The organism is Micromonospora marincola (genome assembly GCF_056150385.1).
Genome location: NZ_JAXCFT010000002.1, coordinates 281477 through 295605, shown reverse-complemented (window position 1 = coordinate 295605; position 14129 = coordinate 281477). Strand labels below are relative to the sequence as shown.

12 protein-coding genes are annotated in these 14129 nt (G+C 73.1%); 6 read left to right on the top strand and 6 right to left on the bottom strand.

The window, feature by feature from the left end:
• Positions 1–29: 29 nt before the first annotated feature.
• From SM450_RS05800 to SM450_RS05790, 3 genes are all read left to right on the top strand, one after another.
• Positions 30–1562, top strand: a complete 1533-nt coding sequence (locus SM450_RS05800) for an NADH-quinone oxidoreductase subunit M (protein WP_474618624.1) — start codon at positions 30–32, stop codon at positions 1560–1562.
• Positions 1559–3112: an NADH-quinone oxidoreductase subunit NuoN gene (nuoN, locus tag SM450_RS05795; protein WP_474618623.1), complete on the top strand. Its 1554-nt coding sequence runs from the start codon at positions 1559–1561 to the stop codon at positions 3110–3112. Before SM450_RS05800 ends, nuoN begins: the two co-directional genes overlap by 4 nt.
• 90 nt (positions 3113–3202) lie before the next feature.
• On the top strand, positions 3203–4243 hold the full coding sequence (locus SM450_RS05790) for a polyprenyl synthetase family protein (RefSeq protein WP_474618622.1): 1041 nt from the start codon (positions 3203–3205) through the stop codon (positions 4241–4243).
• Positions 4244–4325: 82 nt separating this feature from the next.
• On the opposite strand, the gene SM450_RS05785 is transcribed toward SM450_RS05790, so the two are convergent.
• Positions 4326–5555: an MFS transporter gene (locus SM450_RS05785; protein ID WP_474618621.1), complete on the bottom strand. Its 1230-nt coding sequence runs from the start codon at positions 5553–5555 to the stop codon at positions 4326–4328.
• A gap of 153 nt (positions 5556–5708) precedes the next feature.
• Here SM450_RS05785 and SM450_RS05780 point away from each other — a divergent pair, with 153 nt between their 5' ends.
• A complete protein-coding gene (locus SM450_RS05780; protein WP_474618620.1) occupies positions 5709–6491 on the top strand; it encodes an IclR family transcriptional regulator in 783 nt (260 codons plus the stop codon).
• A gap of 54 nt (positions 6492–6545) precedes the next feature.
• Here SM450_RS05780 and SM450_RS05775 read toward each other — a convergent pair whose 3' ends face one another.
• Entirely contained in the window at positions 6546–8669 is a 2124-nt protein-coding gene (locus SM450_RS05775) for a PhoX family protein (protein WP_474618619.1), read from the bottom strand.
• Positions 8670–8911: 242 nt separating this feature from the next.
• Here SM450_RS05775 and SM450_RS05770 point away from each other — a divergent pair, with 242 nt between their 5' ends.
• A complete protein-coding gene (locus tag SM450_RS05770) occupies positions 8912–9427 on the top strand; it encodes a sigma-70 family RNA polymerase sigma factor (protein ID WP_091583649.1) in 516 nt (171 codons plus the stop codon).
• Positions 9424–10113 carry an anti-sigma factor family protein gene (locus SM450_RS05765; protein ID WP_474618618.1) on the top strand — a complete coding sequence of 230 codons (690 nt, stop codon included), beginning with the start codon at positions 9424–9426 and terminating at the stop codon, positions 10111–10113. Before SM450_RS05770 ends, SM450_RS05765 begins: the two co-directional genes overlap by 4 nt.
• On the opposite strand, the gene rarD is transcribed toward SM450_RS05765, so the two are convergent.
• From rarD to eccE, 4 genes are all read right to left on the bottom strand, one after another.
• Complete coding sequence (rarD, locus tag SM450_RS05760; protein WP_474618617.1) at positions 10098–11048, bottom strand: EamA family transporter RarD; 951 nt, start codon at positions 11046–11048, stop codon at positions 10098–10100. The two genes, SM450_RS05765 and rarD, sit on opposite strands and share 16 nt — an antisense overlap.
• A 51-nt stretch (positions 11049–11099) precedes the next feature.
• Positions 11100–11531: a GNAT family N-acetyltransferase gene (locus SM450_RS05755; RefSeq protein WP_474618616.1), complete on the bottom strand. Its 432-nt coding sequence runs from the start codon at positions 11529–11531 to the stop codon at positions 11100–11102.
• A 118-nt stretch (positions 11532–11649) separates the two neighbouring features.
• Complete coding sequence (locus tag SM450_RS05750; RefSeq protein WP_474618615.1) at positions 11650–12036, bottom strand: phage holin family protein; 387 nt, start codon at positions 12034–12036, stop codon at positions 11650–11652.
• A 46-nt stretch (positions 12037–12082) separates the two neighbouring features.
• Positions 12083–13888: a type VII secretion protein EccE gene (eccE, locus tag SM450_RS05745; RefSeq protein WP_474618614.1), complete on the bottom strand. Its 1806-nt coding sequence runs from the start codon at positions 13886–13888 to the stop codon at positions 12083–12085.
• Positions 13889–14129: the final 241 nt, after the last annotated feature.

The following is a 14129-nucleotide window of genomic DNA, read 5'->3' as shown; positions in this document are numbered from 1 at the left end:
CGCAGTCACGACGGAGGTAAGGCCGAATAATGTCCAACTTCCCGTTCCTCTCGGTGCTGACCGTGGCGCCGCTGGTCGGCGCCCTGGTGGTGGCCCTGCTGCCACGTAAGCGGCCGGACCTGGCCAAGCTTGTGGCGTTCGGCTGGTCGCTGCTGGTGCTTGTGCTCTCGGTGGTGATGTGGTTCGCCTTCTCCGCCGACGGCGACCGGTTCCAGTTCCGCGAGTCCTACGCGTGGATCCCGAACTGGGGCGTGCGGTTCACCTTCGAGGTCGACGGCATCGCGCTTGTGATGTTGATGCTGATCGCGATCCTGGTGCCGCTCGTGATCCTCGCGTCGTGGCACGACGCCGAGTCGTCGAAGCGTTCGGTGCCCGTCTACTTCGCGCTGCTGCTCGTCCTCGAATGCACGATGATCGGCGTCTTCGCCGCCGCCGACGTCTTCCTGTTCTACGTGTTCTTCGAGGTCATGCTGGTCCCGATGTACTTCCTGATCGGCAGCTACGGCGGCCACCAGCGGCAGTACGCGGCGGTGAAGTTCTTCCTCTACTCGCTCGTCGGCGGTCTGTTCATGCTCGCCGCGGTGATCGGGCTCTGGGTGGTCGGCGGGAAGACCTTCGACTGGCAGGCGCTGAGCCAGGCGGAGTTCGCCACCAACACGGCCCGGTGGCTGTTCCTCGGCTTCTTCCTCGCCTTCGCGATCAAGGCGCCGTTCTTCCCGTTCCACACCTGGCTGCCGGACGCCGGTGGCGCCGCCCCGGCCGGGGCCGCCGCGCTGCTCGTCGGCGTGCTGGACAAGGTCGGCACGTTCGGGATCCTGCGCTACTGCCTGCCGCTGTTCCCGGAGGCGTCGCGCTGGTTCGCGCCGTGGGCGCTGGCGCTCGGCGTGATCGGCATCATCTACGCCGCGTTGCTGGCGGTCGGGCAGAACGACCTGAAGCGGCTGGTGTCGTACACCTCGATCGCGCACTTCGGGTTCATCGGCGTGGGCATCTTCGCCTTCACCACCCAGGCCGGCACGGGCGCGGTGCTCTACATGCTCAACCACGGTCTCGCCACCGGCCTGCTCTTTCTGGTGGTCGGCATGCTCATCGCCCGGCGCGGCTCGTCGCTGATCAGCGACTTCGGCGGCGCGGGCAAGCTGGTGCCGGTGCTTGCCGGCGTGCTCTTCTTCGCCGGTCTCGCCTCGCTGGCGCTGCCCGGCACCGCGCCGTTCGTGTCCGAGTTCCTGGTGCTGATCGGCACGTTCACCGTCAACAAGCCGGTCGCGGTGATCGCCACGGTCGGCATCATCCTGGCGGCGGCGTACGTGCTGTGGATGGTGCAGCGCACCACCCAGGGCACGCTGAATCCGGCGCTTGCCGAGTCCGAGGGCATGCGCCGGGACCTCAGCCTGCGCGAGAAGGTCGTCGTCGCGCCGTTGATCGCGCTGATCGTGCTGCTCGGCTTCTATCCCAAGCCGGTCACCGATGTCATCAACCCCGCCGTCCAGGCGACCATGCAGGACGTCGGCAAGTCCGATCCCGCCCCTGAGGTCGGCAGCGTCCAGGAGGCCGCAAAATGACCGAGCTCAAGCTGCCGTCGATCGACTACGCGGCGCTCGCTCCCATTCTGATCATGCTGGGGGCCGCCCTGCTGGGCGTCCTGGTCGAGGCGTTCGTGCCGCGTCGCCTGCGCAACGCGGTGCAGCTCGTACTCGCGCTGGTGGCGGTGCTCGGCGCGATCACCATGCTGATCCTGAACGCCGACGCCCGGCTGATCACCGCCGGTGGCGCGCTCGCGGTGGACGGGCCGACGCTCTTCCTCCAGGGCGTCATCCTGGTCCTGGCCGCGATGGCGCTGCTTCTTGTCGGTGAGCGCACGGTGGAGCGGGGCGGCGCGTTCGTGGCGCACGCCGCGGTCACCGCCGAGTCGCCCGAGGACCGCAAGCAGGCCGAGGGCGTCGGCGGGGCCACCGAGGTCTACCCGCTCATGACGTTCGCGATCGGCGGCATGCTGATCTTCGTGGCGGCGAACGACCTGCTGACCATGTTCATCTCGCTCGAGGTCTTCTCGCTGCCGCTCTACCTGCTCTGCGCGCTCGCCCGTCGCCGGCGGCTGCTGAGCCAGGAGGCGGCGATGAAGTACTTCCTGCTCGGCGCGTACGCCTCGGCGTTCTTCCTGTTCGGTGTCGCCCTGATCTACGGCTTCACCGCCGGGATCCCGGGTCGCGGCGCGGGCGTCGACTTCGCCACCGTGCACGCCGCGGTCGGTGAGTCCTCGTCCAGCCAGGTGCTGCTCTTCGCCGGCATGGCGCTGCTCTCCATCGGCCTGCTCTTCAAGGCCGCCGCCGCGCCGTTCCACGTCTGGACGCCCGACGTCTACCAGGGCGCGCCGACGCCGGTGACCGGCTTCATGGCCGCCTGCACCAAGGTCGCCGCGTTCGGCGCGCTGCTGCGCGTGTTCCACGTCGCGTTCGCCGGTGCCTCCTGGGACTTCACCCCGGTGATCGGCGTGGTGGCGGTGCTGACCATGCTTGTCGGCGCCGTGCTCGCGGTGACCCAGACGGACATCAAGCGGCTGCTCGCGTACTCGTCGATCGCGAACGCCGGCTATCTGCTGGTGGGCGTGCTGGCCCCGAGCAAGGAGGGGCTCTCCGGCACCATGTTCTACCTGGCCGCGTACGGCTTCTCGGTGCTCGCCGCGTTCGCCGTGGTGACGCTGGTGCGGGACGCCGACGGCGAGGCCACCCACCTGTCCCGTTGGGCCGGGCTGGGCCGCCGCTCGCCGTTCTTCGCGGCGATCTTCACGTTCATCCTGCTGGCCTTCGCCGGCATCCCGCTCACCAGCGGGTTCACCAGCAAGTTCGCGGTCTTCGGCCCGGCCCTGGAGGCGAACCAGACCTGGCTGGTGATCGCGGGCGTGCTGACCAGCATGGTGCTGGCCTTCCCGTACCTGCGGGTCGTGGTGATGATGTGGCTCTCCGAGCCGGGTGAGGCGACCCCGACGGTGACCGTGCCGGGCGCGCTCACCTCGGCGGCGCTCGTCATCGGCGTGCTCGCCACGCTTGTCCTCGGCGTGGTCCCCGGCCCGCTGCTCGACCTCACCACCGGCGCGGCCGAATTCGTCAGATGACAGCGGCGGTTCCACCCGGGGGCCGGCACGCGGTGGCGTGCCGGCCCCCGGTCCGCATCCCCCTCACCAGGGCTGTCGAACGGGTGTGGCATGGTTGAAGACGTGGTGAACCCGGCTGGCGAGCATTCAGGTCAGTTCGGCGCGCTCGGCCTGCACCTCGCCGACCCGCGCGTCGAAGCCTCCGTGCTGGGCGTGCTCGACCGGGTCGAGACGGACCTGCGGGCCAGCGTGGCAAGCGCGGACCCGTTGGTGACCGACGCGGCCCGGCACCTGCTCGAGGCCGGCGGCAAGCGGTTCCGCCCGCTTCTGGTGGCGTTGTGCGCCCAGTTCGGCGACCCGGACGCCGCTCCGGTCGTGCCGGCGGCCGTGGTGATGGAACTCACCCACCTGGCGACGCTCTACCACGACGACGTGATGGACGAGGCGGCCGTGCGGCGGGGCGCCCCGAGCGCCAACTCCCGCTGGACCAACTCGGTGGCGATCCTGGTCGGTGACTATCTCTTCGCCCGGGCCGCGGACATCGCGGCCGACCTGGGCCCGGAGGCGGTACGACTCCAGGCGCGCACCTTCGCCCGCCTGGTGCACGGCCAGATCGCCGAGACGGTCGGCCCGCGTGACACCGATCCGGTCGCCCACTATCTGCACGTGATCGCCGAGAAGACGGGGTCGCTGATCGCCACCTCGGCCCGCTTCGGCGGCATGTTCGGCGGTGCGCCCGCCGCGTACGTCGAGGCCCTGGCCGGCTATGGCGAGATCATCGGCGTCGCCTTCCAGCTCTCCGACGACCTGCTGGACATCGCCAGCGATTCGGAGCAGTCCGGCAAGACGCCCGGCACGGACCTGCGGGAGGGCGTGCCCACCCTGCCGGTGCTCTACGCGCTGGCGAGCGACGACGCGGACGCCGCGAGCGTGCGCCTGCGGGAGATCCTGGCCACCGGCCCGCTCGTCGACGACGCGCTGCACGCCGAGGCACTCACCCTGCTCCGCGAGTCCCCGGCGCTCAAGCGGGCCCGGGAGACGGTCCGCAGCTATGCCGAGGACGCCCGCGCCCGCCTGGCCCCGCTCCCCGACACTCCCGCGCGCCGCGCCCTCGAGTCCCTCTGCGACTACATCGCCGACCGCACCAGCTGACCCACCCCACCCCACCTCCCGGCTCCGGCTCCGGCGATCATGAAGTTGGCGGTCTCGGGCTCGGCGTGTCGCGCCGCTAACTTCATGATCGACTCGGGGTCGGCGGGGTCGGCGGGGTCGGCGGGGTCGGCGGGGTCGGGCGGGACATGCGGCGGGCGGCCAGGAGCATGAGCAGGGCGGCCAGGAGCATGGCTACGGCGGCCGTCAGCCACATGGTCGGATAGCCCGCCGCGCCGGCAAGCGCGCCCAGGCCGAGCGGCCCGACGCAGCCGCCCGCGTACACCCCGGTCTGGGTGATCGAGGTGGCGGCGGCCGGGGCCCGCGGGTGCAGCCGGACCACCGCGAAGTTCAGCAGCCCGGGCCACGACCAGCCCAGGCCGAAGCCGAGCACCACGCCCGCCACAAGCGGCGCGGTGCCGGCCACGGCGAGCAGGACCAGCCCCACCGAGCCCGCCACCAGCAGCCCGGCGACCACCCCGACGTGCCCGCCGGCCCGCCGGTCGGCGAGCCAGCCGACGCCCACCCGCGCCGCCACGCAGACCGCGCTGCCGAGCGTCAGGGTCAGGCCGGCCAGCCCGGGGGAGAGCCCCCGCCCGGCCGACGAGTCGACCAGGAAGGTGCCGAGCGCGTTCGCCGCGCCGGCCGCCAGCGTCGCGGCCAACCCGACCACCACGAGCGCGACCGTGCCGCCGCCCCGGCCGGCGGAGGCGGTGCGGGTGCGCCGGTCCCGGCCGGACCGGGGTACGGCCGGCAGCGCGGCGAGCGCGGCCCCGGCGGCGGCCACGAACGCCCAGCGCCAGCCGGCGGTCAGCGCGACGGTGGGCACCGCCGCGCCGGCCAGCAGCGTGGAGACCGGGATGGCGGCCTGCTTCACGCCGAAGGAGAGCCCCTGCCGGTGGGCGGGCACGTGTTCGGCGAGCGCGGCGTTGCTGGCGAGCTGGCCGAGGGCGTTTGCCGCGGCGCTGAGCGCCAGCAGCGCCACAAGCACCGGGTACGACCTGGCGAGGCCCGCCACGGCAAGCAGCGAGCCGGCGGAGAGCACGATGGCGGCGCGGGCGATCGGTGCCGGTCCGTACCGCTCGACCAGGGCGCCGGAGGGCACCGAGGCGAGCGCGCTGATGCCGAAGTAGACCGAGACGGCCAGGCCCAGCCCGGTCGGGCTGAAGCCGAGTTCGTCGCCGAGTTGCACGGCCAGGCCGCCGACCAGGAAGACCGGCAGGACGCAGGCGATCGTGGTGGCGGTGGCTCCGGCGCCGACCCGGACGGCGCGTCCCGGCCCCGGAGGGGCGGATCGTGAGATTGTTTCGGTCATCGTCGGCAAACCTACGCCGGCAGAGTTTTCGCTGCTGATCGTGTCTGTCGGAGTACGTTCTGTGCCCGGTGATCTGGCATCCTCCACCCGAACAGGCATTTCGCGCTCGGCGTCTTTTTCATATGGTGTAAGTCCCCGGCGGCGGAGGTGGTTGTGCGCGACCCCTTGGCGGAACCTTCGGATCTGATCCGCAGCGTCTCTCGGGCGCTTCGAGTGCTCGAGTCGGTCGGCCGTGCGCCGAGGGGCCTGACCGTGAAGCAGATCGCCCGCCGCTGCGAGCTGACCGTCGCCACCACCTACCACCTGGTGCGGACGCTGGCGTACGAGGGTTACGTGATCCGACGCGAGGACGGCACCTACATCGTCGGGCTGGAGATCGCCGACCGCTACCGCGAGCTGGTCACCGCGTTCCGGGGTCCGCCCGCCGTCGGTGAGGCGCTGCGCCGGGCCGCGGCGGACACCGGCTGGAGCCACTACCTCGGCCGCTTCGTGGGCGGGCAGGTGGCGGTGACCGCCTGCGCCGAGGGGCCGCGCTCGCCCTACCTGGAAGAGATGGTGCCGGGCTTCGACGAGGGCGCACACGCCACCGCGCTCGGCAAGAGCCTGCTCGCCACGCTCACCGCCGAGCAACGCTTCCGCTACCTGCGCGAATACGGGATGCGCCAGTTCACCACCGCCACCCTCACCTCGGTCGAGGCGTTCGAGGCCGACCTGGCCGCCGGCGACCGGCGTGGCATGCAGTTGGAGCTGGGCCAGTTCCGGCAGGGCGTGGCATGCGCGGCGGTGCTCGTCGCCCCGGACAAGGACATCGAGCGCCGGGTGGTGCTTGCCTGCGCGCTGCCAGCCAGCGAGATGATGACCTCGGCCCGGGTGGTCCGGGCGAAACTCCTCACCGCCGCCCGGGCGATCGCCGACGGAATCGCCACCGAGCACTAGAAGGGCCACCACCCTGGCTGGATGGTGGCCCTCGCGCGGGCGGGTGGGAACGGCTCAGCTCCCGATCGCGCCGCCGTCCAGGCGCCAGGTCACGACCACGCCCGGCTTGGCGAAGTCGCCGTCCGGCCAGGTGGACGCCGGGTTCTCCACCGACGCGCCGGTGATCTCACCCGGGTGCTGCACGGCCACGAACACCGACCGGTTGTCCGTGGTGATGAACGGGCCGCAGGTCTCCGCGCCGTACGGCACGGTGAGGAACTGCTTCAGGTGCCCTCGCTCCGGGCCCTCGACGGCGGTGGCGAACAGGCCGTCGTTGCTGCCAAGCGCGTTGCCGTCGGTCGAGATCCAGAGGTTGCCGGTGGCGTCGAAGGCGACGTTGTCCGGGCAGGAGATCGGGGAGACCCTGGTCTTGTCGTAGCCGGCGAACCAGGTCGAGGCGTCGGTGGGGTCGCCGCAGACGATCGGCAGCGACCAGGTGAACGTCTCGGCGGTGTTGTCGCCGCGCTCCTCGACCAGCTCCAGGATCTGCCCGTGCTTGTTGGCGTTGCGCGGGTTCGCCTCGTCGGCCGGAGCCTTGCCGGCCTTGCCCCGGTCGGTGTTGTTCGTCAGCGCCACGTAGACCTTGCCGGTGCGCAGGCTCGGCTCAACGTCCTCGGGCCGGTCCATCTTGGTCGCGCCGACCTTGTCCCCGGCCAGCCGGGTGAAGGTGAGCACGTCGGCGGCGGTCATGCCGTCCACGTACGAGCGGTTCCCGCTGACCAGCTTGATCCACCGGCCCCGGCCGCCGAAACCGCCGTCGGCGGGGAGCGTGCCGGTGCCGTCGATCTCACCGGCCGGGCTGTCCCCGGTCAACGCGGCGACGTAGAGCGTGCCGGACTCCAGCAGCGTCAGGTTGTGCTTGCGGGCGACCCGGGAGTTGCCCGGCATGAACTTCTTGTCCGAGACGAACTTGTAGAGGTAGTCGAAACGCTCGTCGTCGCCCATGTAGGCGACCACGTGACCGCTGCGGGCCACGATGACGTTCGCGCCCTCGTGCTTCACCCGGCCCAGCGCGGTGTGCTTGCGCGGCCGGGACTCCGGGTCGAACGGGTCGATCTCGACGACCCAGCCGAACCGGTGCGCCTCGTGGGGGTGTTTGGCCAGGTCGAAGCGCTCGTCGGCGCGGTCCCACTTGCGGCTGCCACTGGGGTACCGCACGTCGGTCGGGATGCCGTAGCGGGCCAGCTTCGGCTTCAGCTCCTCCGGCGCGCCGTCGCCGCCGACGAAGTACTGGTTGAAGTTCTCCTCGCCGGAGAGCACGGTGCCCCACGGGGTGACCCCGCCGGCGCAGTTGTTGAGCGTGCCGACGACCGTCCGGCCCTTCGGGTCGGCGGCGGTCCGCAGCCAGGCCGAGCCGGCGGCCGGGCCGGTCAGCTCGAACTTCGTGGCAAGCGCCGTGACCCGGCGGTTGTACTCCCGCCGGCCGCGACGCGCCGGCCGCCACTGCCCGGTGCTCTCCACCCGCTCCAGCTCCACCACGGACATGCCGTGCGCGGCCATCGCCACCCGCAACTGCTCCACGGTCAGCGCGTCCTGGCCGGTGAAGCCGGGGAACATCAGGTCCTCGTTCGTGTACTCGTGGTTCACCACGAGCAGCGCCCGCCTGCGGTCGATCGGCAGCACGCCGACGAAGTCGTTGTTGTAGCCGAACTGCTTGGCCTGGGCGGCGGCGCTCTGGCGGCGTACGTCGAACGCGGGCGCGCCCGGGACCACCTCGTCGCCCCACTTGATGACCACGGCGTGGTCGTAGCCGTTCGGCACGACAAGCGAGTCCAGCCGGTTCGGCGGGATCGGCTTGAACGTCAGCGCGCCGCTGCCCGGGCGGGCGGTGCCGGCGGCGGCCGGCTCCGCGCCGGGCGCGGCCGGGGTGGCGGGCGCGGCGGCGGCCGGCGCGGCGCCGGCGAGCGCGCCCGCGGCGGCGCCGCCGAAGCCGAGCACGAGCGCGCCGACCGCGCCGGCCCGGACCACGCCGCGCCGGGAGACCTCGGCCTCGACCAGGTCCCCGAAGTACGGGTTGTCGGAAGGGTTGGGCACCGGGTGGTCGCAGGCGTTGCCGCACCGGTACAGGCAGGTCATCGCGTCGCGGCTGCCGTGGCGGGTGCCACCAAGCAGCGGGAGCAGGCGAGGACTGTCGCTCATGAGGTGGAGCCTCCGGATCGGACGTCGGAAGGCGCCCGGGCGGTCGGCCCGGTCGCATACCCGCCGGACGGTGCCAGGGCGCGGTGAGCGGGCGTCGGCCCGAACGTGAACCGGACGTGAACAGCTCCGGCTTGACCTGCGGCTGAACCGTTCGGCGTCACGGCACGTATGGAAGGGCGAACGCAACGCCTGGAAGGGCGGACGTAACGCCGGTCTCCCGCCGCCGGAAGCGAGGTACCGCCATCAGTGACCACGACGCCCAACTGCTGCGCGCGCTGCACGACGAACACGCCGACGCGCTGTTCGCGCACGCCCTGAGGCTTGTCAACGGCGATCGGCCGCGGGCCGAGGACCTGGTGCAGGAGACGCTGCTGCGGGCCTGGCGGCATCCCGAGTCACTTGATCCGCGACGTGGCTCGGTCCGCGCCTGGCTCTTCACCACCGCCCGGAACCTGGCCATCGACGCGTGGCGTCGCCGCTCCGCCCGGGTCGGCGAGGTCTACACCGACGAACTGCCCGAAACCGCCGAGACGGTCGACGAGACGGAGCGCGCGGTGGAGGCGTGGACGGTGGCCGAGGCGCTCAACCGGCTCAGCCCGACCCACCGCGAGGTGCTCGTCGAGTGCTTCTACCAGGGACGGTCGGTGGCGGAGGCGGCAGCCCGGCTGGGCGTGCCGCCGGGCACGGTGAAGTCGCGCACCCACTACGCGCTGCGCTCACTACGGTTGGTGCTGGCCGAGATGGGGGTGACCGGATGACCCGCTGCGAGTTCGCGCACGACGACGGGGCGTACGTGCTGGGCGCCCTCGCCCCGGCCGACCGGGTCGCCTACGAACGGCACCTGTCCGGCTGCGCCGCGTGCCGGGAGGCGGTGGCCGAGATCGCCGTACTTCCCGGCCTGCTGGGCCGCCTCGACCCGGCCGGGCTGGAGCAGTTCCTGGAGGTCGGGCCGGAAACCTCACGGGTGCCCGCGCTGCTCGACGAGGCGCGGGAGCGGCGGCGCCGCGACCGGTCCCGCTCCCGACGGCGGTACGCGCTCACCGCGCTCGCCGCCGCCGCGCTCGCGGTGCTCGCAGGCGTGGGCGTGACCGTGTTCCGGCCGCCCGCCGAGCCGGTCATCCGACCGGTGGCGCTCACCTCGATGCGGCCGGTGGCCGGGACGGCGCCGGTGCACGCCGAGGTGGGCCTGACCGAGACGCCGTGGGGCACCGAGGTCACCATGCACTGCGGCTACGACAGGCGGGCCGGGCACCGCGAGGCGTACACCTTCCGGCTGGTGGCGCACGGCCCGGACGGCGCGACCGAGCAGATCGGCTCCTGGCTGGCCGCCCCCGGCGACGACCTGCGGTTCTCCGGCGTCACCCGGTTCACGAAAGGCGAGCTGGTCCGCCTGGACCTGATGCGCGGCGACGACGCCCCGATCCTCTCCTACGACCTCCGCTGACTGTCCCCCTCACTCACCCCCTGTCGTGGGAGCGGCGAGGGGCGGGGGGTGGCGCGGGAGTGGCGGCGGGAGTGGTGGAGCGCGTCCACGGTGAAGACCAGCAGGGCGAGCCACACCAGCGCGAAACCGGCCAGCCGGGCCGGGGGCATCGGCTCGTGGAAGATCAGCACGCCGCAGCCGAGCTGGAGGATCGGCGCCAGGTATTGCAGCATGCCGACGGTGGACAGCGGCAGCCGGTTCGCCGCGCCGGCGAAGAGCAGCAGCGGGATCGCGGTGGCGGCGCCGGCCAGCACCAGCAGCGCCGTGTGCCCGGCCGAGACGTGGCCGAACGTCGAGTCGCCGCGCGCCGACAGCCAGGCCAGGTAGGCCAGGGCGGGCAGCGCCAGCACCGCCGACTCGACGAAGAGCCCCTCGACGGCGGGGAGGCCGAGCCGCTTCTTGACCAGGCCGTAGCCGGCGAAGCTGAACGCGAGGGTGAGCGCCAGCCAGGGCAGCCGCCCGTAGTCGACGGTGAGCACCGCCACCGCGAGCGCGCCGACGCCGAGCGCCCCCCACTGCGCCGGGCGCAGCCGTTCCCGCAGCGCGACGACGCCGAACAGCACCGACACCAGCGGGTTGATGAAGTACCCGAGCGCGGTCTCCACCACCCGGTCGGAGTTGACGCCGTAGATGTAGGTGCCCCAGTTGACCGCGATCAGGGCGGCGGCGAGCGTGATGCCGGCAAGCGCCCAGGGGCGTCGGGCCAGCGTCCGCAGGAAGCCGACGTGCCGCATGGCGGCGAGCAGCAGCGCCACGAACGCCACCGACCAGATGATCCGGTGCGCGAGGATCTCCACCGGCCCGGCCGGGCGGAGCAGCTTCAGGTAGAGCGGGAAGAAGCCCCAGAGCAGGTACGCGCCGATGCCGTACAGGTAGCCGAGGCGAAGCTGGTTCACCCGCCTACCGTAAGCGGTCGATGCGTCACTGGTCCTTTCCGGTGATCGGCATCACCGCTGGTCCAGCTCCATGTAGCGATCCGCCGCGACGGGTTGGAAGCCGAGCTTGCCGTACACCCCGTGCGCGTCGAGCGTCGCCAGCAGGATCCGGGGTACGCCCAGCTCGGCCACGTGGTCGCGGACGCCGGCCGCCAGCCAGGTGCCCAACCCGCGACCCCGCTCGGCCCGATCCACGTAGACGTCGCAGAGCCAGGCGAACGTGGCCCCGTCGGTGAGCACCCGGGCGACCGCCACCTGCCGGTCGTCGACCGGCCGGTAGACGCCGAAGCCGATCGAGCCGGCGAAGGCGCGCTCGACCGTCTCGCGGTCCCGCCCGAGCGCCCAGTAGGCGTCCTCGGCGAGCCAGGTGTGCACCCGGCCGAGGTCGAGCCGGCTCGGGTCGGTGCTGAGTTGGTAGCCGTCGGTGCGGGTCAGGGTGAACACCGGACCGAGGGTAGTGTCGCTCCCCGCGCCGGGCACCTGCCAATTCCCGGGTGCTGGACCGCGAGCGCGCCGGACCGGCCGGTCGCCGGGGCCCGGCGACCGGCGACGGCCGGGATCGTCAGTCGCGGTCGAGGACGGCGCCGAGGATCCAGGTGACGATGCCGACGAAGAGCGCGCCCAGCACCGCCGCCGGCCAGAACCCGTCGACGTGGAACGGCAGCCCGGCCTCTCCGGCGATCCAACTGGTCAGCAGGAAGAGCAGGCCGTTCACCACGAGCGCGATCAGGCCGAGGGTGAGCAGGTAGAAGCCGCACCCCACGGTCTTGATGATCGGCTGGAGCACCGCGTTGACCACGCCGAAGATCACCGCGACGAGCACCAGGGTGATCACCGTGTCGGTGGCCGAGTCCGAGTCGAGTGTGATGCCCGGGATGAGGAGCGTGGCGAGCCAGAACGCCACCGCCGTCGTGCCCACCCGGATCAGAAGGCCCTTCAGGAAATCCATGGCCGGGATCGTGCCACGCCAGTTCCACAGGCGGAACCCTGCCGCCTCAGCGGCGGACCGGGTGACCGACCAGTTGCGACTCGACCGGGGTCGGCGAGAGTAGCGCCCACCGCAGCGCCCGGCGGTTGACCACCGCCACCATGTCGTCGCGGATCCGGGTGAGCCAGTCGGCGGAGGCGCCGAGACCGAGCGCCGTGCCGGCGAGCGCCGCCTCGGCCGGGTCGAGAGGCTGGATGACAGCCAGGTCCGCGCGGGCCAGCGCGGGCGCGTCCGCCGGGGTCAGCTCGTCGCGGACCACGAGCACCGACTGCCAGGCCGCCGCCGGGCCGACCTCCGGCGGCACCGGGCCGGCGTCGACCACGAGCAGCAGCGGTCGCAGCGGCGAACCAGGTGCGCCACCGACCGGCCGCCCCGGCGGCAGCAGCGGCATCACACCGCCCGGCCCGCCGGCCCCGCGGACGAACGCCTCCCAGGCCCGGGGCCGGGCGGTCTGCACCGCGACCCGGGCGCCGAGCGCCAGCGCCCGCAACACGAGCAGTTGCGCGGCGGGCACGCCGCCGACAAGCAGCACCCGGGTCGTCGCCGGCCGGAACAGGCGGACGGTGAGCGGGCCGCCCCGCCGGTCGGCACCCACCATCAGGCCGGACCCGCCGACCGGCAGGTCCGGTGCCGCCGGCGGTTGCCCGGCCGGGGGTGCACCCGGCCCGGCGGTCGCCAGCGGCAGGGTGGCGGCCAGCCCCGCCAGGTGCTCGCCGTCGAGGCGACACAGCTCGCCGCCCGCGTCACCGGCCACCCGATTCAACGCCCGCTCGGCCACCGTCAGCTCCGCCGCGCTCGCGGCGGCCACCCGGACCGTCAGCTCCGCCGGGACCGGCACGGAGTCGGCTCGGGGGCCGACACGGAGCGCGACGGTGGTGGCGGTGGCCGGCACGGCCAGCAGCCGGGGAATCAGCCCTCGGGCGGCCTCCCCGCGCGGGTCCGGCCACCGGCGCAGCCGCCAGGTCGCCTGCGCCAGCCCACCCACGGTGAGCAGCGGCCAGGTCTCCCGGGCCGGAGCGCCGGCCTCGTGGTGGGCCAGCTCGGCGATCACCCGCAGTGCCGCCGGTACGCCGAGCGGCGTGCCGGTGAGCGGACCGAGCCGGCGGACCGTCCGCCGGACCGTGCCGGAGAGCGCCCGTAGCAGTTCCTCGTCCGACCAGCCGTCGGCCCGAAGCACCCGCAGGGCCAGCACCACCCGGGCGCGCCCGGCAAGCCGGCCGTCGGTGAGCTGACGGTACGACGTCCCGGCCGGACCGGCCGCGACGGCCGGCGCGGGTGCGGGTGACGCCGAGAAAAGCAACTGGAGCCGGACCGGCGGGCTCTCCGGGCCGACGGCGGGAAGCAGGTCGAGCGGCGCCGGCAGCGCCTGCGGACGGTCACCGAGCAGGTCGTCCGGGTCGCCGATCTCCAGCAGCGCGGTCAGCCCGTCGGCGTCGTGCAGCACGGCGGCCGGGCCGCCGGCCAGCTCCGCCGGGTGCGCCACCGTGCCCGGCCCGACCAACTCCAGCAACGCCGCCGGATCGGCCCCTGCCGGCAGGGCACGGCGACGGCCGAGGTGTGCCACCCCGACGGTGAGCCATTCGTGCAGCCAACGGCCCCGGACGCGGACCCACGCGGCAGGGAGGAGCAGCGTCGCCGACAGCAGCGCGACGGCGGTGAGCACGACGCCCCGCCCGGCGGACGCCACGAGCACGGCGGCAGCGACCTGCGTCGCCACGACCTGGCCGGCGCGGACCCGGGTGGGGGAGCGGCGTCTCCACTGTGGCGCCGGGACGGATGCGGTCGGGGGCCGGCCCGCCGTGGTCGCGGTCACCGCACCTCCTCGCCCGGCCGTCCGGGTGACGTCGCCGTGGCTCATCGTAGTGGGCTCGTTGTCCACAGGGGAGGGCTGGGGGGTAGCAGAACCGGACTGATGCGGCTACCGTCAGCGACGAAAACCGTCGACGCGTGCGCCCGCCGTCTCCCTCCCCTTCCGGCGGCCGCGAGCGCCGCGCGACGAGTCCACGGTGGTCACACGGTGGCCAGCCACGACCGAGGAGACGAGGTGACGTCCG

Bases quoted from the DNA above. Each gene is read 5' to 3' on its own strand.
- SM450_RS05800 (WP_474618624.1), top strand. From the start codon at position 30: ATGTCCAACTTCCCGTTCCTCTCGGTGCTGACCGTGGCGCCGCTGGTC.
- nuoN (WP_474618623.1), top strand. From the start codon at position 1,559: ATGACCGAGCTCAAGCTGCCGTCGATCGACTACGCGGCGCTCGCTCCC.
- SM450_RS05790 (WP_474618622.1), top strand. From the start codon at position 3,203: ATGGTTGAAGACGTGGTGAACCCGGCTGGCGAGCATTCAGGTCAGTTC.
- SM450_RS05785 (WP_474618621.1), bottom strand. From the start codon at position 5,555: ATGACCGAAACAATCTCACGATCCGCCCCTCCGGGGCCGGGACGCGCC.
- SM450_RS05775 (WP_474618619.1), bottom strand. From the start codon at position 8,669: ATGAGCGACAGTCCTCGCCTGCTCCCGCTGCTTGGTGGCACCCGCCAC.
- SM450_RS05765 (WP_474618618.1), top strand. From the start codon at position 9,424: ATGACCCGCTGCGAGTTCGCGCACGACGACGGGGCGTACGTGCTGGGC.
- SM450_RS05750 (WP_474618615.1), bottom strand. From the start codon at position 12,036: ATGGATTTCCTGAAGGGCCTTCTGATCCGGGTGGGCACGACGGCGGTG.